The following is a 17,343-nucleotide window of genomic DNA, read 5'->3' as shown; positions in this document are numbered from 1 at the left end:
CAGCCCCTCAAGAAATGCTTTTTATCCGTCTAGCATGAAATCTGAATACATGCGTGCCGGCACCTGGCCAGATGATGCGGTAGTTGCTACAGAAGAAGAGTGGCGCGAATACGGTGCAAAGCGCCCGCCTTCTGGAATGCAGCGCGGTCCCGATGATCATGGCCGTCCTGGATGGGTGGCCATACCTGACATACCTCTCGACCAGCTCGCCAAGCAAAAGCTCTCCGAAATCAACGCCGCTGCCAACAAGGCGCTGGCTGACATTCGCCGCGACTATCCTCAGTTTGAGATCGACACCTGGGGTGATCAAGAGCGCGAGGCACGCGCTTGGGCAGCCGACAACAGCGTGGAAACACCGACGCTCTCCGGCATCGCCGCCGAGCGTGGTGTCACCGTCGCCGAGCTGGCCCCAAAGGTGATCACTAAGGCCAACATCTATCGCCCCATGGCCACCGCGGTGATCGGCAAGCGTCAGCGCCTCGAGGACGTTATCAAGGCCGCCCAAGAGGCCGAGGATCGCGACGCCATTGAAGCTATAAGTTGGTAACCACGGCATTCGCCATGGACTTCCGAACTCAAAAACAACTTTAATGTAACAGCTTTAACAAACTACTCTCTGCCACCTTTCGGCCCATGAAATGGGCACCTTCGAGCGATAGATGGTGCCCATCTAAATATAGCAGCCGGCCCTTTTCATCAATGACATCGCACCGTTGCCTCGCCACGTTGCAGGACAAAGGCAGCTTATCGAAATACTCAACCCCATTCCTTTCAGCGGCTCGCTGCACCTCCTCATTGAGGTCGTCGATATCGGTTTGTCTGCTTTCCCATAGCTTCACATCCGCTCCAGAGAGCCGACCGAAATCGGCTATTAAGTCTGGTACTGGCCGGAATTGTGCAGCTCTTCCCATGATGACCAGTTCTGCGTCAGTAACATCTCTTAGGCTGGCAATGAACTGATCAATATACTGCAGCGCAGAAGACTGCCACTGAGTCGAATATAAAATGACGTCAGCCGACTGAACGCGGTTGTCGTCAAAAAAATTATCTACCATATTCTCGCACCGCCCTTCAGGCTGGCGTTCTTGCGGTTGCGGACTCTTGTTTATAGCGAACATGTATATACATGCCTCATCCATTGTTAGCATTCGAGGCTCAATGCTCTCTCTAATTTCCTCACTCAGGTAAAGGACATTAAAATAATCTTTGGCGTGGGAGTCACCAATCACCAGAACATTACTTTTCTCGGTGTCGTTGAAAGGTTGCTGCCCCGGGGATCCGGGGCCTCTCACATACTTCCATGTGTCTATGCGCTTCTCTTCAATGTTTGCAATGGCTTCACGTATTTTTTCCGGAACACGCCATTCAAAACCATTACTTGCGTAAATAACCGCCGAAGGAAAAGCCAGTAAAGCCGATGCAGCCAGGTAAGAAGAAAAAACTTTAAAATTATTTTTTCCAGCACCATCGGTGGCTCTTCTTCTAAATCTCACTTCCACCAGGCTGTAAAGCAGAAACCCAAAAAAGAAAGAAAATAAAATAACACCGATTTTTTCAACGATGCTTATATCACGAAGAACGTAATTGCTATAAAAAACATAGATTGGCCAATGAACCAAGTAAAGCGAATAGCTGATTATACCAATCTTAACTGCCAAAGGGTTTCTGAGCAGCTTCCCCGTAACACGAGCTTTCCCAGCGTAGATGCATAGTGCCGCTCCTATACATGGGATGAGTGCAGCTAGACCTGGAAATGGCGTTTGTAAATCATATGAAAGCATGGGCACTGCTATCATAACCATACCGATCAACAACAATATTTCTTTTGCTGCGTTGCCGAAGCGATTAGGCACCCAGGTAATAAAAGCACCGATGGCGAATTCATAGGCTCGTAATGGTGTTATATAGAATGCTCCGCTGGGGTCAGTTTCAAGATAGGCTATGGAGCATGCCAAGCTGAGAGCCCCAACAGCAAACATTAAAACCAATTTTCCGCGTGGAACGAACTTCACCAAAACTAATAAAAGCAGTGGCCAAAAAAGGTAGAACTGCTCTTCCACACTCAGCGACCAAGTATGTAGTAGCGGCTTGAGGTCAGACTCGGCATCAAAGTATCCGCTCTGGCTCCAAAACAAAAAATTACTAAATGAAAAGACAGCTGAGATACTGGACATCCCTAGTCTTTCATAGTACTGAGGCGTAAATAGCAAGAACCCTAATATCAAGCAAGCCAGCACAGTCGCAACGAGTGCTGGAAAAAGGCGCCGTATACGACGCGCATAGAAATCAAGAAAAGAAAATGATCCAGTGACTTCTATTTCTCGACGAATAATATGTGTTATCAGATACCCACTAATTACAAAAAAAACATCTACGCCGACATATCCACCTGGGAACATAGAGAAACCGGCATGGAACATCAGAACGCCCATGACAGCAACTGCCCGTAACCCATCAATATCCGAACGGTAACCTAGCTTATCCACTCTGAACTCCCAGCACCACTTCGCAATCTCGGCGATATGATGCCATAACTGCACTTGCCATGCTTGGGTAGTAGCGATTGACCCGGCCATGACCCATGACCTACTGCGGCGAACGCAACGTCACGCCTCAGCAGATGATCGACCTGAAAGACGCCGCTCTGGCATACATCAAAAAGGTCTACGCCCATAGCTGGGCGCGCAAGGACGCGATCAAGGTGAACACTTGAAGACGAGTCGCTGACCGATGAGGAAAAGCGGGCAGCCCTCAAGGCCGTCACTTGGTAAAGAGCATCTACTTGGCGCAAGGATGCGCCAAGCCGATTTCCATCTCGAGTTTTCGCTGTTTGCCTAAACTCATAAAATTTTTCGATGCATTACCCCACTACCCGACGCAGTGGTTTTATTGAACGCATTGCGATAACAATTAAAAAAGATAAAGTCAAAGTGCATATCACCGATAACAGTATCGCCCAAGGCGTTGACCCCAGAGAGACAGAAGAAATTTCCATGCCAAAAAAACCATAATCCAAAAGAGAAATTACTAAAGGATGGACACCATACAAACCTAAAGCATTAATACTAATGGTTGATACAACCCTTCTCAGAAAACGACTATTCAACTCCAAGCCCTTTATTGACAAAAAAGCAAAAAATGACATCAAAACAACATTCAAGGAGGTGTACTTATAATATCTGGCGATATATCTTCCAGCCTCTTGAGATATTTGAAAAGTCATAGCCGCCGTATACACAACCGCTAGAGAAAACATTGTCACCAATAACAGCCGCCACCACTTCCACGTAGTGAGCTCCTCATAAACAACACCAAGCTTTCCGATGGAGCTGAATGCACCACTCGTACCAAGCAAATATCCAGCTATCATATAGCCCGCATGAGTAGTAATAGAATTAAAAGGAAGATAAACCTCTAAGCCAAAAAACCCTTTAGCCAAATATGCGATCCAAAAAACGATATAGTAAAAAGAAAGACCACTCTTAACTATAGCCCTCATAAAAGGCAACAAAAGATATAGGAAGAACATCTCATAGAGAAACCATAAATGATAATAAGCAGGCTTAGTAAGAAGAGACATATAATCATAGTTTTCAAAATACCGAAGACTTCCATCCTTTGCGGCACCAAGCACCACATAAACGGAGGACCAGAAAATCAAAGGCAAAAGCACTCTCTTTGCTGACCTATAAAAGCTTTCCTTTACGGAGATATCTCGGCCAAGAAGAAAATATCCAGATATCATAAAAAATAAAGGCACTGATATTCTTGCGGCAGAGTCAAAAACATCTGCGTAAACCCAGCTTCCAATCGGCGTGCCTGTTACATCCACCACTACCGGAGCGCTCACATGTATTACAATGACAAGCAAAATTGCAAAAGCTCTCATTGCATCAGGCCAGAACTGACGACTATCACCTTGCATAAAAAAACCTTTTACGGAGACCCATTTTGAGAAATTATTGCACTTTTTCATATGAACTGACAAAAACCACATCCGCGACAACTCTTGGGAGGAAAAAGACTGGGTAGGGTTGACAAAATTCGTAAACACCCACGATACAAAATCGCTCTTTTAGCAACGCCCCAGAATCCGAGCTAACCCTGAGCGCTTTTCTTTGCCCGCCCGTTGTAGAACCCGCCAACCACAACGCCCACTGCTAGAGCCCCACGCCTGCGCGCGCAAGCATGGCACCACGTCATGCATCGACAGATCAGCTGAGTCATCAGCTACCCGATCCCCCTGCGCAGGAGCTCCCCATGCCCCAGGATTACCACCACGGCATTCGTGTCCACGAGAAATCGGATGGCACGCGGCCGATCCGCACCGTCAGCACCGCCGTTATCGGCTTGATCGGCACCGCGCCGGCGGCCGCTGCCGGCGTGGCTGCCTCGCTCGCCATCGAGTTCGCCGCTGCCAATAGCGGCGTGAGCTACACCGCCACCAGTGCCGGCACCGACGGCAATGCCGTACGCGTACGCTACGTCGATCCCGGTACCAACTCCGCCACCCTGGCGGTCACGGTCAGCGGCAAGGACATCACTGTTAGCCTCGCGACCGACGCCGAGGGCGCGATCACCAGCACTGCCGCCGAGCTGGCCACCGCCGTGAATGGCGAAGCCGATGCCAGCGCCCTGACCACCGCCGCCGAGGCGGGCACCGGTGCAGGCTTGGTCGGCGCGGCTGGCTATCAGAACCTGACCGGCGGGAAAGACGAGCCCTTCCCGATCGATACCCCGGTGCTGGTCACCGATCTCTATGCCGCCATGGCCAACGCCGGCGAGGAAGGCACACTGGCCCGCTCACTGGATGCCATCGCCGATCAGACCAAGGCCATGGTCGTGATCGTGCGCGTCGCCGAGGGCATGGACGATGACGAGACCAAGGCCAACGTCATCGGCGGCGTCGATGGCCTGACCGGCAAGAAAACCGGCCTCCAGGCCCTGCTGGCCGCCGAGCAGCGCTTCGGCGTCAAGCCGCGCATTCTCGGCGTGCCGGAGCTCGACGATGCAGACGTGACCGCCGAGCTGATCGGTATCGCCCAGAAGCTGCGCGCCTTCGTCTATGCCTCCGCCGGCGACAGTGCGACGAAGGAAGAGGCGGCGATGTACCGCGAGAACTTCGGCGCCCGCGAGGTAATGGTGATCTGGCCGGACTTCACCGGCTTCGACACCGCCACCCAGTCCACCCGCACGCATTCCGCCGTTGCTCGAGCACTGGGCCTGCGCGCCAAGCTGGATAACGACATCGGCTGGCACAAGACGCTCAGCAACATTCCCGTCAACGGCGTCACCGGCATCAGCAAGGACGTGTTCTGGGATCTGCAGGACCCGGCCACCGATGCCGGCTACCTCAACAGCCACGAGGTCACCACGCTGATCAACCGCGGCGGCTTCCGCTTCTGGGGCTCGCGCACCTGCTCGATCGACCCGCTGTTCGCCTTCGAGAACTACACCCGCACCGCCCAGGTGATCGCCGACACCATGGCCGAGGCGCACCTGTGGGCCGTCGACAAGCCCATGCACCCCTCGCTGGTGAAAGACATCGTCGAGGGCATCAACGCAAAGTTCCGCGAGCTGACCCGTCAGGGCTACCTGCTCGGCGGCGTCGCCTGGTTCGATGCCGAGCTCAACACCCCCGAAGTGCTCAAGGCCGGCAAGTTGTACATCGACTACGACTACACCCCGGTACCGCCGCTCGAGAACCTGATGCTTCAGCAGCGCATCACCGATCGCTACCTGGTCGACTTCGCCGACCGCGTCGCCGCCGCATAACTAGGAGAGAGACATGGCACTTCCCAAGACCCTCAAGGCCTTCAACCTGTTCGGTGACGGTAATGACTGGATGGGCGAGGTCGAGAGCCTGACCCTGCCCGAGCTAAGCAGAAAGATGGAGGAGTACCGCGGCGCGGGCATGCTTGGCCCCGTCGAGATCGACATGGGCGGCCAACTGCTCGTCTTTGAGTGGACCGTTGCCGGCTATATCCGCGAGATCTTCACCGACTTCGGGGGCTCCATCCACGACGCTCGTTTGCTGCGCTTCACCGGCAGCTACGAGAGCGATGAGACCGGCGAGGTCCAGGCTATAGAGGTCGTGATGCGCGGGCGGCATAAGACCATTGGGATGGACGAGATGTCTGCAGGCGAATTCAGCAAGATCAGCGTCACCACCACCTGCACCTATTACAAGCTGACGATCAACGGCGAAGAAGTCATCGAGATTGATCAGCCGGGCATGGTGTACCGCGTCTTCGGCAAGGACATGTACGCCGAACGCCGCAAGGCCCTCGGCCTGTAATCCATTTCCATTGACCACCCGCGGGCCCTACCCGGCCCGCTGACCATCACCGCATTCGTATCAGGAGCACTACCCCATGACCGAGCAAGTCACCGAAAACGCCGTCGCCGAGCTGCCCAAACAACAGACCGAAACCGTCGAGCTCGATAGCCCCATCACCCGCGGCAAACAGACCGTAACCGAGATCCATGTGCGCAAGCCCAAGAGCGGCGCCCTGCGCGGCGTCAGCCTGACCGACGTGCTGCAGATGGACGTCACCGCGCTGGGCAAGGTGCTACCGCGCATCACCGAGCCCGCGCTGACTGATGGTGAAATCCGCGACATGGACCCCGCCGACCTGGTGCAGCTCGGCGGCGTGGTGGCCGGTTTTTTGCTGCCGAAGAAGGCCCGCGAGGCGAGCGAGTAAGCCTGCCCGAGCACGTCGACGAGGCCATGGCCGATTTGGCCATGGTCTTCCACTGGGGGCCGGATGAGATGGCCACCATGCCCCTGGCCGAACTGATGGAGTGGCGAGAACGCGCCCGGGTTCGTCACCAGACAAGCCAGAACTCTCCCCGCACGCGATAAGGAACGCCGATGGCCCGCGATCTGAAAATGCAGGTGATCCTGGACGCCGTGGACCGGGTCACTCGGCCCCTCAAGAAGATCTCCCAAGGCAGCGGCAAGACCGCCGAGGCCCTGCGCGCGAGCCGCGATCAGCTCAGGCACCTGGAGCGCGCCCAGAAGGATCTGCGCGGCTTCCGCGAACTCAAGCGACAGTCTGAAGGCAGCGCCCGCGCCCTCGAGGACCAACAGCGCGAAGTGCGCGACCTGACCCGCTCCATCAAGAACGCCGAAGGCCCTACCCGCCAGCTCAACCGCCAGCGCGATGCCGCGATTCGCAAGGCCCGCGCCCTCAAGGAGCAATACCAGGGCGAGCAACGCAAGCTTCAGGAGCTGCGCGGCACCATGACCCGCGTCGATGGCGTCACCGGCAAGTACGGCGATCAGCAGCGCGAGCTGACCCGACGCATCCGCGAGGCCAACGGCCAGCTGGAACGCCAACAGCAGCAACTGCGCGAAACCGCCCGACGACAGAAGGCCGCCACCCAGGCCGCCAACCGCTACCATCGCGCCACCGCCCGCGCCGGACGCATGGCCGGTGCCGGATCGGCCGGCCTGGCCACCGGTGGCGCCGCCCTCTACGGTGGCGCGCGCATGCTAGCCCCCGGCGTCGAATACGGTAAGCAGATGAGCGCCGTCCAGGCTGTGACACGCCTCGAGAAGGACGATCCGCGCTTTAAGATGCTGCAGGACCAAGCCCGGGACCTCGGTTCAAGCACTGCGTTCAGCGCCAACCAGGTCGGGGCCGGCCAGGAATTCCTCGCCCGGGCCAACTTCAGCCCCGAGGCGATCAAGTCATCCATGCGCGATGTGCTGGATCTCGCGATGGCCAACCGCACCGAGCTAGGTCGCGCCGCCGACATCAGCTCGAACATCAGCAGCGCCTTCAAGATCGATCCCGAGATCGAGGGCAACATGCGCAAGGTCGGCGATGTGCTGACCGCCACCACCACCCGGGCCAATGTCGACCTAGAGATGCTCGGCGAAACCATGAAATATCTCGGTGCCGGCTCAGGCCTCGGGCTGACGATGGAACAAGCCGCATCCATGGCCGGCCTGCTCGGCAATATCGGCGTTCAGGGCAGCCAGGCGGGTACCACCCTGCGGGCCATGATGACCCGCCTGGCCGCACCCACCGGCAAGGCCAAGGACGCCATCAGCGCACTCAATCTTGAAGTGACCAACAGCGAAGGCGACCTGCGCCAGATCCCCGAGATCCTCTCGGATATCGCCAAGGCGACCGACAGCATGGGCAACGCCCAGCGGGCCGGCTACCTAAAGGCGATCTTCGGTGAAGAAGCGGGTTCCGGCATGGCCGAGCTGATCGCCCAGCAGGGGCAGGCCGGCGTTGATAAGTTCGTCGCCATCCTCGGCAATGCCGCCGGCGAGAATGCCCGGGTCGCCAAGACCATGGCCGACAACATCAGCGGTGACCTCAAAGGGCTGAACAGCGCCTGGGAAGAGGTCGGCATCACCATCACCGACACCAACGATGGCCCGCTGCGCGACCTGATCCAGAACGTCACCGATATCACCCGCGCCGTCGGCGACTGGATGAAGGCCAACCCTGAGCTCACCGCCCAGCTCACCACCGCCGCCGCCGGGGTAGCAGGCTTGGTCACCGTAGGTGGCGGCCTGACCCTGATGCTCGCCTCGATCCTCGGGCCCATCGCGCTGGCCCGATACGGCATGGCTATGTTCGGCATCAAGGGCGGCGGGCTGATCCGCGTGCTCGGTAGCATTGCCAAGAACGCCATTCCCACGGTCATCGGCGCACTGCGCATGCTGGGGGCTGCCGCCATGGCCAACCCGATAATCGCCATCATCGCCGCTATCGCCGCCGGCGCGCTGTTCATCTGGCAGAACTGGGACTGGCTCGGGCCGAAGTTCCAAGCACTATGGGAGAACATGAAGGAATGGCCCGGTAAAGCCTGGCAGGAAATCACTGGTGCGTTTGATGAAGGCATCGGCGGCGTCACCCGGCTACTGGCCAACTGGTCACCCATCGGCATCATATGGCGCGGCATAACCGAGGGCCTGACCGCCATGGGCGTGGAGATCCCCGAGAAGTTCATAGGGCTGGGTAACGCCATCGTCGATGGCCTGATGGCCGGCATCGATGCCAAGTTCCAGGCGCTCAAGGACAAGGTCTCCAGCCTCACCGATGGCGTCAGCGGCTGGTTCAAGGATGCGCTCGGCATCAATTCTCCGTCGCGGGTGTTCGCCGGCTACGGCCGCAACACCCTGGAGGGCTACCAGCAAGGGCTGGAGCAACGCGAGCCACATACCCTGCGCCAGGTCGGCCAGTTCTCCCAGCGCCTCAAGCGCGCCGGCGCCGGGCTGGCCATCGGTGCGGCCAGCCTGCCCGCCGTCGCCGACGTGCCGATCGACACCCGCGCCCCGTTGCAGGGCGGAAGCGGTGGGGACGTGCACATCACCACCGGCGACATCCACGTCCACGCCTCACCGGGCATGGACGAACAGGCCCTGGCCCGCTACGTCCGCAACGAGGTGCAGCGAGCCCTTGCCGAGGCCAGCCGCGACGCCGGCGCCCGTCTAAGGAGCGCTATGTGGGATCTTGATTAGTGTCTTTGGGCCATGCTGCTTGCTCGACTGCCTGAAAAATGGCCCAGACCAAATTGATGGAAATTCCAATCATCGAGGAAAACAGCAGAGTAACCGGGCCGAAAATCGCAGCTTGTCCCGGCTCATCACCCCCAGGAATATCAATATCGGCGGGAATCAACGCTATAAGCTGGGACGAAACAGCCATAAACACAGAAAAGATAGCAGCCAGTGCGATCGGAAAATTCATGGTCTTTGTGATTTTCAAATATCCGATCATCAATACAGCCATACCTACATATGCAGAAGGATCAAGCTCCTTAATTTGAGTCATGAACTCAACATCTGTCGGAGAATAGTAAAAGCTCACATAAATCGCAGCGACCTGAAGAAGGACTATGCAAACCAGAACTTGAATTAAAAATATCAGGAAGAGCTTTATTGCTGGAGATTCATCAACCGCCTTATCACGCCTTCTTTTCCTTTTCAGAAACTGCAGGAGCCCCTTCATGATGATGTCCTTTGGCATGTTCGTCTTTGGCCTTTCTACGACCGCCTACCAAGATCTGCAACGCCAAACCAGTTGGCGGCATCAGTCCCAGGGCCGTATCGGACGTCGGCCCACGCGACAGTTCCTTGGCCCAGGGGAAGACACTATCACCCTCACCGGCACCCTGCTGCCCCAGTTCACCGGTGGCCAGCAGCATCTGGACCAGCTGCGCGAGATGGCCAACCAGGGCGCCGCCTGGCCGCTGATCGAAGGTAGTGGCCTTTATTACGGCCTGTTCGTGATCGAGCGCCTCAACGAGCGGAAATCCTCGTTCATGCGCGACGGCGCCGCCCAGCAGATCGAGTTCGATCTCACACTGCAGCGTATCGACGAGGACAACCCTGAGCAGCTCGCCAGCGGCCTGGCATTGCGCGCACTCACAAGCGCCGCCGGTGGCCTGGTATGAGCCTGTTCACTCAGCAGCAAGGCCGCCCAGCACGCACGCCGGACTATCGGCTTAGCCTCTCCGGCCAGATCATCAGCCCCCAGCTGGGCGCGCGTCTGCAGCGCCTGCGCCTGCGCCTGACCGATCGGCGCGGCCTCGAGGCCGACCAGCTCGACATCACCCTCGAGGACCACGACGGCCGCCTCGCCCTGCCGCCGCGCGGCGCCGAGATCCAGCTGGAAATTGGCTGGAAGGGCCAGGCGCTGGTTGATCGCGGTACCTACATCGTCGATGAGGTCGAGCACTCCGGCGCCCCGGACGTGCTAACGATTCGCGCCAGATCGGCAGACATGCGCCAGGGCCTGCCCGGCAAGCGCTCGCAGAGCTGGGACGACATCGTGCTGCGCGACATCATCGCCACCATCGCCGCTCGCCACGACCTCGAGCCCAAGACCGGCATGGCGCTGGCCGGTATTCGCATCGAGCACATCGACCAGACCGACGAATCGGACCTTCACTTTCTGACCCGACTGGGCGAGCGTTATGACGCCGTGGCCACCATCAAGGCCGGCAACCTGCTATTCATCCCCGCCGGCCAGGCCACCACCGCCAGCGGCATCGAGATCCCACCCATTCCGCTACGCCGCCAGGTCGGCGACCGCCACCGCTACAGCGTCACCGACCGCGACGCCTATAGCGGCGTGCTCGCCTACTGGAACGACACCGCCGGCGCCGAGCGCCGCGAAGTCATCGTCGGCGAGGCCGACAACACCAAGGCCCTGCGGCCCACCTACGCAAGTGAAGATGACGCCCTCGCCGCCGCCAACAGCGAATGGCAGCGGCTGCAGCGTGGCGGCGCCGAGTTCAGCCTGGATCTCGCCGAGGGCCGGCCCGAGCTTTACCCCGAAACCCCGGTGACCCTTATCGGTTGGAAACAGCCCATCGACGCCACGCCGTGGTTGATCACCGAGGTGACCCACGACATCAACGATGCGGCCTATACCGGCGGGCTGGCGATGGAAGTACGTTCAGAATGATTCAGTCATCAACACACCACATCGACGCTGCCTTCTCTTTCTCAAGTTGCCGATATTCTTGATGAGCAATCAAGGTATCAACCCTTTTCCTTAACCAGTTCTGCCAGCCTGGTAGGCCCCGTTGTAACAGCTCTCTCGGCCAGAAATCTGTTAGTGGCACCGCCGAGAAATAGGGATCTATCAGCTCCGGATACGTAGCCAATACCTTGTGAGTACAGTTCTGTTTCGCAATCCACTTGTAGACAAAGCTGGCATGCTTGAGAGAGATGCGCCGAACGCTAGGATCAGACATGGATTCTTGAGCAAGATCTTCGAGATGGTCGCTAACAATCTGACACAGCACTTTGGTTCGCTGTAGCTCACGTTTAACGCCAGATGTCCCCATCCGTCGCATGTGCAAATTCGCAATTCGCGTCCATAGCAGCATCTCCGGTACCACGACACGCAAACACACGGTCTGTCCCTGGCCGACTGAAATCTCGATCATTTCGGACCATGCAATGAGCTGACGTGCGGTGGCACCGTAAACATCTCCCATGACATCGACGATCAAATGCGTGCCATCTGGGCTCCACCCCGGTCGATCGAGATCAATCACAGCGATATTTGGGGTGTGATCGTCCATGCCAGCGAAGCGGGGCTCTCCTCCCCAAGCCCTAGCCAAGAGACGCACGTTTTCCTGTGTTTCAGAGACAATATCTAGGTCGGATGACGTCAGGGCAGCTAGTTCATCATCATTCAATCGACCCTCGAGGAAGTAGCTGCTCCAAAACGAAATCGCCTGGCCCCCAATGAGGACCAGGCGTTCTTGAGCTTCTCGAGGTAACTCGGAGAAGAGACGAATGAGCGGATCAGTATCAAAAGGCTCTGGCATTAACTACAGATCACGCTCAATCTCAGGAACACTGGTGGGCACGGCGAACAACGCGAGCACGCTGGCGGACGCCGGCGAAATGGGATGCACGCTCAACAGCAGCACGGGAGGCCTGCATCTCTTCGTATTCTTTGGCACGGTTCTGCTCTTTTTCTCGCTGACGAAGGCCAAAGAAACCTTGCTGAACAGGATTGAGAATAGAAACCATGGTTTTCTCCAAAAAAATCAAACACTTAGACCAAGGCTAGAGGAGCATGGCCAAGTGGGTTAGGTTGCTTCGCAACCTAACCCACTTGGCCATGCTAAGTCAAACATTTTGCTACGTTTCTCGATATTACGCGATCAGATGCAATTCATCAACGAAGCTCTGTGCCTGAAGGCACATTAATAGGTGTAGTAGGAAAATGCACCTCATACCATATACCGCCTCGCCTGCCTCACCACCACGCCCCGCAGCTGGGCCTGCCGGGCCCAGATCGACTCCCGCGGCCCGGCGGTGGGGATCAGGCGCAGCCGCCCACCGACGCGCAGGCTGCTGAACAGCCGCTGCTCGCCTTCTACCTCCACGATCACCAGGTCGTCGTGCTGGGCGGGCTTCTGCTCGTCTACCACCAGGAGATCGCCTTCGATCAGCGATCCGGCGACGCCGGCCTCTGCGCTCACCTCCACCAGGAAGCAGCTCAGGCCGAAGCGCGTCAGGTCATAGCCGTCCAGCGCCGGATGCTCGATGCCCATGCATACCGGGCCCAGGTAGTTCACTCGCATGTCATTCCCGCCCTTTTCATTGCTCCCTCGGCCGCGCCGTGACGGGCTTCGGCCACCCTTCCTGGTGTGGGGCGGCATATTAGTGTTTGCCTAAGCCGGCACCCATGTCGAATACTGTATAAACAAACAGTCTTTGACAAGAGGCACCGTCATGCGAGCTTCCGAGATCTTCCAGGCGCACCCGACGCCGCCTGCCCAGGGGCTGCCCCACCCGCAGACCACCATCCGCGCGGGCATTTCCGGGTTCCCCTCCCCAGCCGAGGACTACGTGGGCCGCACGCTGGATCTCAACGAGCGGCTGGTGAAGCGCCCTTATGCGACCTTCTTCATGACCGTGACCGGCGACAGCATGGAAGGCTTTGGCATCCAGGATGGCGATATTCTGGTGATTGATCGTTCGGTGAATGCCAGGCCCGGCCATATCCTGGTGGCGCTGGTAGAGGGCGAGATAATCGTCAAACGCTACGAGATGCTCGGCAAGCGGCCCTACCTGTGCTCGGGCAACGACCGCTATCCGCCGATTCCACTCACCGACCTGGATTGCCAGGTGTGGGGCGTGGTGCGCTCGGTGGTTCACGAGTTTCCCGTGTGAGGCCCCGATCAACGTCCTCCACATCAGCACTATGGCCTGAGCACCGAGGGCCCAGAGCAGCAAAGCGATTGTGGTAGTTCTCCTACATCGCGATTGGCTTACCCACGCCTACAGTGCATTTAGAGGCAAGGAGGCCAGAGCCATGGAAGAGATCGATATGTACCCGGAGCCAGCCGGCGGCTGGATCATGATGTGCCCTTGCGGCGCCACAGAGATTCACGGCAGGCATACAACACGCTGGAAGGCATTCAAGCTGCGCTGGCTGACCGAGAGCCGGTACCAGATGACCTGCCTGGAGTGCGGGCGTGCTACCGAGCGGGTAGCACAGAACCTCGAGGCAGGGACATAGAGCGCTGATAACAAAACGCCCCGGCCAGTGGCCAGGGCGCTTGGGAAGAGGTTCAGCAGCGCTCAGCCGCCCGCGAAGCGGATGATAGCGAACACCAAGGCCGCGACAGCCACGATGGTACCGACATTCCATTTGATGATGTTGGTCTCGGCCTTGGCCAGAGCTTCCTTGGTTGCCATGGTCTCTTTCACGACCGCGACTTCCTGCTCCAAGTGTCTCAAGTGCTGCTCCATATCCGCTGGCCCCGCCGCTAAGATTCGGTATACCACAGACGTTGATAGCCTCTTACGCTACCCGGCAGGCAACGGCTCAATCAAGCTGGCGTCGTCATTCCCTGGCCGATTCACGCGGGCGCTCACAGGCCAGTGAGTGAACGTCTCGGCGGGTAGGTGGTGCACGACTTGGCGGATGGTTTCTCGATCAGTCAGGTGGGGATCGAGCCAGGGCTCCAGGCTCTCGGCATTCAGAGCCAGCGGCATGCGGTCGTGGATCTCCTTGGCCACGCCGCGTGCTGGCTCGGTGAGGATCGCGCAGCCGGGCTTGCCGTCCGGCCGTTCGCTCCAGATGCCGGCCAGCCAGATCGGCTCCCGATCCGCCCGGCACAGGAAATGCGGCTGCTTCTTGCCATCCACCGGCAACCACTCGAACCAGCCATCCGCCGGCACCAGGCACCGGTGATGGGCGAAAGCCCCGCGGAAGTAATTGGAGGTGGCTACCTTTTCGACGGTGGCGTTGATGGGCTCGGGCGCCTTCTCATTCGCCCAGTGCGGGCGATAGCCCCACCAAACCTCGTCCATCACCAGCGGCGCGTCATCGCTGGGATGACGCACCGAGGTGATCAAGGTACCCGGCGCCACATTGTAGCGTGGCGTCAGCTCCCGAGGCTCGAGCGGCAAGCGCAGGGCCTGGGCCTCGGATAGGGGCTAGAGAAAGCGAAACGGCCACACATAGGGAATTGCCATCGACGTCACTGGCAGCACCATAGCGGTCCTTCAGATTCAGGATCGTAACAAACAGTCACCTTGAACCTTGACAAGCGACATGGTTTCTAATAAAAATAATATTAGAAACACAACGTAGGAGAATAAACTAATGGCAAGGCCTATGAACAAAGTCCCGTCCGTGCGGACTCATGATGTAACTGAGCAACTTGGCGAGTTGACACAGAAGCTCGCAGATAACCCCAATGTTACTGAATTTAGTATTCAAGTTAACAAGAAAACTGGGATTATATCCAGAAACATGCAACATGTTGATGGCCGTGTACAACATGATGAGTGGGTTACCAAAGGGCTAAGCCAATCGAGCAGATTCGATCCGAGAGAGATAACAATAGACGATCGTAATGAAGCAGTATTAGCCCTTCTAAATCAAGGACTAACACAAGTTGAAGTCGCAAAAAGAGTCGGAATTTCCCAATCCCGTGTCGCTCAAATAAAAAAACAAATGATGGAATAACTTTCTTACATCAGACTTAAGGAGGAAAGTTAATCGGCATTTCGGTCATGCCTACGCTGGGATGATGCACGATTGTGATCCGGATCATTGTAACGCGGGTCAGCTCCCGAGGCTACACAGAAGGTGCAGGGCTAGACAGAGCCAGGGGTAGGCTATAGAGCGCGAAGCGGCCGCACATAATCTTTCACCCAAGTTATTAGTAATAACTCTTCGACCTAAGGCTAAAAAATTCAAGGTGATAAATCACGGTCAAAGTGGTTTAAAGAGGTTGCTTCCGCCCGAGGCTCTGCTTCCTTCAATCCACTTTTGACTCAATCTCACAACTTCTCTGACAGGCTCTTTGCCATCATGCTTATCCACGACAAAGTGATAGAAATCAGAATTCTCATTAAAGCAGTATACTTCAATACCATCTTCAATTGAGCACTCAAGAGCACCGCGCTCAACAAGAAACTCACCTGCCATATGAACCTCGAGCGGCATCCGGCTTCCAGACTCTTCTACACCAAACCCAATATCCTCATCAAAAAACAAGCTCCAAAACAAGAAAAAGGAGCGTTCATGTTTTTTGAAGAAACCTTCTATATTTTCTTTTTCCCTTTCAAAACCAAACTGCTTCACTATCGGAAAAATATTTGCGCATATTTTATAAAGCCCACTACCGTTTCCTAAGTCTCTAACCCACACTACGAAACCATTTCGAGAGAGTGCTTGCAAATCTACTGAGCTGTATGGAAAACGGAGATAATCACGACCAACAAAACTAAGAAGAATTCTCTGCTGCCTCTCAGGCAGATGCGGCAACTGATCGCCAAATTCACGCAAACACTCATTCTGCTTATATTCCTCTCTCCTATTTTCACCTCTTTCTTTCAGAAGACCACCAACAACATCAATCAGCCACCCAGTAAAATGCACGATCAAAGCACTGCAGCACACAGCATGAAACAGTAAAATCATTACCAGCAAAAAAACCGGAAGACTATCTACCCCTTTACCAACACCAAAAAACCAAACCAACCAAAATATGGCCAGCCCCACAGCACCTATGAAAGATTTTTTTACGGATAAAACTGATTCAAGAACATTACTTAGCCATGTGAGATTCATAAAACTTTCCCAATCCGAATCTCACACCGCCCAAGGATCTTCACGTCCTTCATGTCTTCGGGCTTGATGAGCTCTTTCTCGTAACGCGGGTTGTCACTGATCAGCAACCAGGCGCCGCCGGCCACGCGCTGCACGCGCTTGATGCGTCGCTCGCCATGTACCAGCAGCAGAAACACGCCTTCCGGCTTGGGGTCGCGGCTGCTGCGATCCACCAGCACCCAGTCGCCATCGGCGAGAGTGCCGTCCATCGAATCGCCACGCACCTTGATGCCGACCACCTGGGCCGGGTCGAGCCCCTGAGCAGAGAGCTGCTCGGTGGGGAAGTACAGCGTGGACTCGACCTCTTCCTGCTCCAGCGAGCGACCATCGCCCGCGGCGGCCTCGATGTCGTACATGGCCACCGCAGACAAGCCTTCACTCCACGAGTGCTTACCCATGGTTGCCGGATGAGAACCACCGACTGAAGGGATCTGTGCTTCGCCTTGGCCAAAGGTGGTCGAACGCAGACCTGTCAGGACGTACTGAACGTCCAGGCCGATCCCCGCAAGCGCTGACAAGTACGCAGAATCTGGATTGCGAGCACCCTTCTCATAGTTGATCTGGGTGGTTTTGCCTACGCCACCCGCAGCAGCAAGCTCCGTCTGGCTCAGTTCCAGACGTAGCCTCTCCTCCCTAAGGCGCTCAGCGATGGTATTCAAATTTGAACCTCTACCATTGACAGGTTCACGTATGTGAACCATCATCGATTTGCAGTCTT

Annotated in this window: 22 protein-coding genes; 12 read left to right on the top strand and 10 right to left on the bottom strand. The window is 56.7% G+C overall.

Annotated elements, in window-relative coordinates; translation table 11 throughout:
• The coding region (locus BLR71_RS10270) for a tail fiber assembly protein (RefSeq protein ID WP_175491653.1) at positions 1 to 547 on the top strand (547 nt) is incomplete at its 5' end.
• Positions 548 to 587: 40 nt separating this feature from the next.
• Here the strand turns inward: BLR71_RS10270 and BLR71_RS10265 are convergent.
• Positions 588 to 2,486: an acyltransferase family protein gene (locus BLR71_RS10265; RefSeq protein ID WP_175491652.1), complete on the bottom strand. Its 1,899-nt coding sequence runs from the start codon at positions 2,484 to 2,486 to the stop codon at positions 588 to 590.
• 95 nt (positions 2,487 to 2,581) lie between these two features.
• On the opposite strand from BLR71_RS10265, the gene BLR71_RS18020 reads away from it, so the two are divergent.
• A complete protein-coding gene (locus tag BLR71_RS18020) occupies positions 2,582 to 2,713 on the top strand; it encodes a hypothetical protein (RefSeq protein WP_281241768.1) in 132 nt (43 codons plus the stop codon).
• A gap of 147 nt (positions 2,714 to 2,860) precedes the next feature.
• Here the strand turns inward: BLR71_RS18020 and BLR71_RS10260 are convergent, their stop codons facing one another.
• Complete coding sequence (locus BLR71_RS10260) at positions 2,861 to 3,997, bottom strand: acyltransferase (protein WP_092525746.1); 1,137 nt, start codon at positions 3,995 to 3,997, stop codon at positions 2,861 to 2,863.
• 263 nt (positions 3,998 to 4,260) lie between these two features.
• Here BLR71_RS10260 and BLR71_RS10255 point away from each other — a divergent pair, with 263 nt between their 5' ends.
• The 5 genes from BLR71_RS10255 (at position 4,261) to BLR71_RS10235 (ending at position 9,487) form a co-directional block, all read left to right on the top strand.
• A complete protein-coding gene (locus tag BLR71_RS10255) occupies positions 4,261 to 5,775 on the top strand; it encodes a phage tail sheath protein (protein WP_479691881.1) in 1,515 nt (504 codons plus the stop codon).
• Positions 5,776 to 5,788: 13 nt separating this feature from the next.
• Entirely contained in the window at positions 5,789 to 6,298 is a 510-nt protein-coding gene (locus tag BLR71_RS10250; RefSeq protein ID WP_092525744.1) for a phage major tail tube protein, read from the top strand.
• Between the two features lie 76 nt (positions 6,299 to 6,374).
• Entirely contained in the window at positions 6,375 to 6,704 is a 330-nt protein-coding gene (locus tag BLR71_RS10245; protein WP_092525741.1) for a phage tail assembly protein, read from the top strand.
• A 26-nt stretch (positions 6,705 to 6,730) separates the two neighbouring features.
• Entirely contained in the window at positions 6,731 to 6,865 is a 135-nt protein-coding gene (locus tag BLR71_RS10240; protein WP_092525739.1) for a GpE family phage tail protein, read from the top strand.
• Positions 6,866 to 6,874: 9 nt separating this feature from the next.
• Complete coding sequence (locus tag BLR71_RS10235; protein WP_092525737.1) at positions 6,875 to 9,487, top strand: phage tail tape measure protein; 2,613 nt, start codon at positions 6,875 to 6,877, stop codon at positions 9,485 to 9,487.
• Here the strand turns inward: BLR71_RS10235 and BLR71_RS10230 are convergent.
• Entirely contained in the window at positions 9,468 to 9,977 is a 510-nt protein-coding gene (locus BLR71_RS10230) for a hypothetical protein (protein ID WP_092525735.1), read from the bottom strand. The two genes, BLR71_RS10235 and BLR71_RS10230, sit on opposite strands and share 20 nt — an antisense overlap.
• Between BLR71_RS10230 and BLR71_RS10225 the strand changes: the two genes are divergently transcribed.
• On the top strand, positions 9,976 to 10,422 hold the full coding sequence (locus BLR71_RS10225; protein WP_092525733.1) for a phage tail protein: 447 nt from the start codon (positions 9,976 to 9,978) through the stop codon (positions 10,420 to 10,422). The two genes, BLR71_RS10230 and BLR71_RS10225, sit on opposite strands and share 2 nt — an antisense overlap.
• A complete protein-coding gene (locus BLR71_RS10220) occupies positions 10,419 to 11,438 on the top strand; it encodes a phage late control D family protein (RefSeq protein WP_092525731.1) in 1,020 nt (339 codons plus the stop codon). The genes BLR71_RS10225 and BLR71_RS10220 overlap by 4 nt, the downstream gene beginning before the upstream one ends.
• Position 11,439: 1 nt before the next feature.
• Here the strand turns inward: BLR71_RS10220 and BLR71_RS10215 are convergent, their stop codons facing one another.
• The 3 genes from BLR71_RS10215 to BLR71_RS10205 all read right to left on the bottom strand — a co-directional run bounded on the left by BLR71_RS10215 (position 11,440) and on the right by BLR71_RS10205 (position 13,077).
• Entirely contained in the window at positions 11,440 to 12,312 is an 873-nt protein-coding gene (locus BLR71_RS10215; protein WP_092525729.1) for a hypothetical protein, read from the bottom strand.
• Positions 12,313 to 12,334: 22 nt separating this feature from the next.
• Positions 12,335 to 12,520 carry a hypothetical protein gene (locus tag BLR71_RS17460; RefSeq protein WP_139172602.1) on the bottom strand — a complete coding sequence of 62 codons (186 nt, stop codon included), beginning with the start codon at positions 12,518 to 12,520 and terminating at the stop codon, positions 12,335 to 12,337.
• Between the two features lie 203 nt (positions 12,521 to 12,723).
• Positions 12,724 to 13,077, bottom strand: coding sequence for a LexA family protein (locus tag BLR71_RS10205; RefSeq protein ID WP_092525725.1), 354 nt, complete (start codon positions 13,075 to 13,077; stop codon positions 12,724 to 12,726).
• 151 nt (positions 13,078 to 13,228) lie between these two features.
• Between BLR71_RS10205 and BLR71_RS10200 the strand changes: the two genes are divergently transcribed.
• On the top strand, positions 13,229 to 13,669 hold the full coding sequence (locus BLR71_RS10200; RefSeq protein ID WP_092525723.1) for a LexA family protein: 441 nt from the start codon (positions 13,229 to 13,231) through the stop codon (positions 13,667 to 13,669).
• A 142-nt stretch (positions 13,670 to 13,811) separates the two neighbouring features.
• Complete coding sequence (locus BLR71_RS10195) at positions 13,812 to 14,018, top strand: hypothetical protein (protein WP_092525721.1); 207 nt, start codon at positions 13,812 to 13,814, stop codon at positions 14,016 to 14,018.
• 62 nt (positions 14,019 to 14,080) lie between these two features.
• On the opposite strand, the gene BLR71_RS18015 is transcribed toward BLR71_RS10195, so the two are convergent.
• Positions 14,081 to 14,209: a hypothetical protein gene (locus BLR71_RS18015; RefSeq protein ID WP_281241767.1), complete on the bottom strand. Its 129-nt coding sequence runs from the start codon at positions 14,207 to 14,209 to the stop codon at positions 14,081 to 14,083.
• 99 nt (positions 14,210 to 14,308) lie between these two features.
• Positions 14,309 to 14,914, bottom strand: a complete 606-nt coding sequence (locus BLR71_RS10190; RefSeq protein WP_245696411.1) for an SOS response-associated peptidase — start codon at positions 14,912 to 14,914, stop codon at positions 14,309 to 14,311.
• Between the two features lie 196 nt (positions 14,915 to 15,110).
• Here BLR71_RS10190 and BLR71_RS17455 point away from each other — a divergent pair, with 196 nt between their 5' ends.
• A complete protein-coding gene (locus tag BLR71_RS17455) occupies positions 15,111 to 15,476 on the top strand; it encodes a sigma factor-like helix-turn-helix DNA-binding protein (RefSeq protein WP_139172600.1) in 366 nt (121 codons plus the stop codon).
• 249 nt (positions 15,477 to 15,725) lie between these two features.
• Here BLR71_RS17455 and BLR71_RS17450 read toward each other — a convergent pair whose 3' ends face one another.
• Entirely contained in the window at positions 15,726 to 16,586 is an 861-nt protein-coding gene (locus tag BLR71_RS17450) for a hypothetical protein (RefSeq protein WP_139172598.1), read from the bottom strand.
• Entirely contained in the window at positions 16,583 to 17,284 is a 702-nt protein-coding gene (locus tag BLR71_RS10185; RefSeq protein ID WP_175491651.1) for an XRE family transcriptional regulator, read from the bottom strand. Before BLR71_RS10185 ends, BLR71_RS17450 begins: the two co-directional genes overlap by 4 nt.
• Positions 17,285 to 17,343 lie beyond the last annotated feature (59 nt).

It is taken from the genome of Onishia taeanensis (assembly GCF_900100755.1).
GTDB classification, from domain to species: domain Bacteria; phylum Pseudomonadota; class Gammaproteobacteria; order Pseudomonadales; family Halomonadaceae; genus Onishia; species Onishia taeanensis.
Note: the sequence above shows the minus strand (reverse complement) of the source record. Positions and strands in the feature narration are given on the sequence as shown.

Excerpts from the sequence above, each read along its gene's own strand:
- BLR71_RS10260 (WP_092525746.1), bottom strand. The coding sequence starts at position 3,997 with ATGTGGTTTTTGTCAGTTCATATGAAAAAGTGCAATAATTTCTCAAAA.
- BLR71_RS10200 (WP_092525723.1), top strand. The coding sequence starts at position 13,229 with ATGCGAGCTTCCGAGATCTTCCAGGCGCACCCGACGCCGCCTGCCCAG.
- BLR71_RS17450 (WP_139172598.1), bottom strand. The coding sequence starts at position 16,586 with ATGAATCTCACATGGCTAAGTAATGTTCTTGAATCAGTTTTATCCGTA.
- BLR71_RS10215 (WP_092525729.1), bottom strand. The coding sequence starts at position 12,312 with ATGCCAGAGCCTTTTGATACTGATCCGCTCATTCGTCTCTTCTCCGAG.
- BLR71_RS18020 (WP_281241768.1), top strand. The coding sequence starts at position 2,582 with ATGACCTACTGCGGCGAACGCAACGTCACGCCTCAGCAGATGATCGAC.
- BLR71_RS10205 (WP_092525725.1), bottom strand. The coding sequence starts at position 13,077 with ATGCGAGTGAACTACCTGGGCCCGGTATGCATGGGCATCGAGCATCCG.
- BLR71_RS10240 (WP_092525739.1), top strand. The coding sequence starts at position 6,731 with ATGGCCGATTTGGCCATGGTCTTCCACTGGGGGCCGGATGAGATGGCC.
- BLR71_RS10250 (WP_092525744.1), top strand. The coding sequence starts at position 5,789 with ATGGCACTTCCCAAGACCCTCAAGGCCTTCAACCTGTTCGGTGACGGT.
- BLR71_RS10255 (WP_479691881.1), top strand. The coding sequence starts at position 4,261 with ATGCCCCAGGATTACCACCACGGCATTCGTGTCCACGAGAAATCGGAT.
- BLR71_RS17460 (WP_139172602.1), bottom strand. The coding sequence starts at position 12,520 with ATGGTTTCTATTCTCAATCCTGTTCAGCAAGGTTTCTTTGGCCTTCGT.
- BLR71_RS10245 (WP_092525741.1), top strand. The coding sequence starts at position 6,375 with ATGACCGAGCAAGTCACCGAAAACGCCGTCGCCGAGCTGCCCAAACAA.
- BLR71_RS10220 (WP_092525731.1), top strand. The coding sequence starts at position 10,419 with ATGAGCCTGTTCACTCAGCAGCAAGGCCGCCCAGCACGCACGCCGGAC.
- BLR71_RS10225 (WP_092525733.1), top strand. The coding sequence starts at position 9,976 with ATGATGATGTCCTTTGGCATGTTCGTCTTTGGCCTTTCTACGACCGCC.
- BLR71_RS10235 (WP_092525737.1), top strand. The coding sequence starts at position 6,875 with ATGGCCCGCGATCTGAAAATGCAGGTGATCCTGGACGCCGTGGACCGG.
- BLR71_RS10195 (WP_092525721.1), top strand. The coding sequence starts at position 13,812 with ATGGAAGAGATCGATATGTACCCGGAGCCAGCCGGCGGCTGGATCATG.
- BLR71_RS17455 (WP_139172600.1), top strand. The coding sequence starts at position 15,111 with ATGGCAAGGCCTATGAACAAAGTCCCGTCCGTGCGGACTCATGATGTA.
- BLR71_RS10230 (WP_092525735.1), bottom strand. The coding sequence starts at position 9,977 with ATGAAGGGGCTCCTGCAGTTTCTGAAAAGGAAAAGAAGGCGTGATAAG.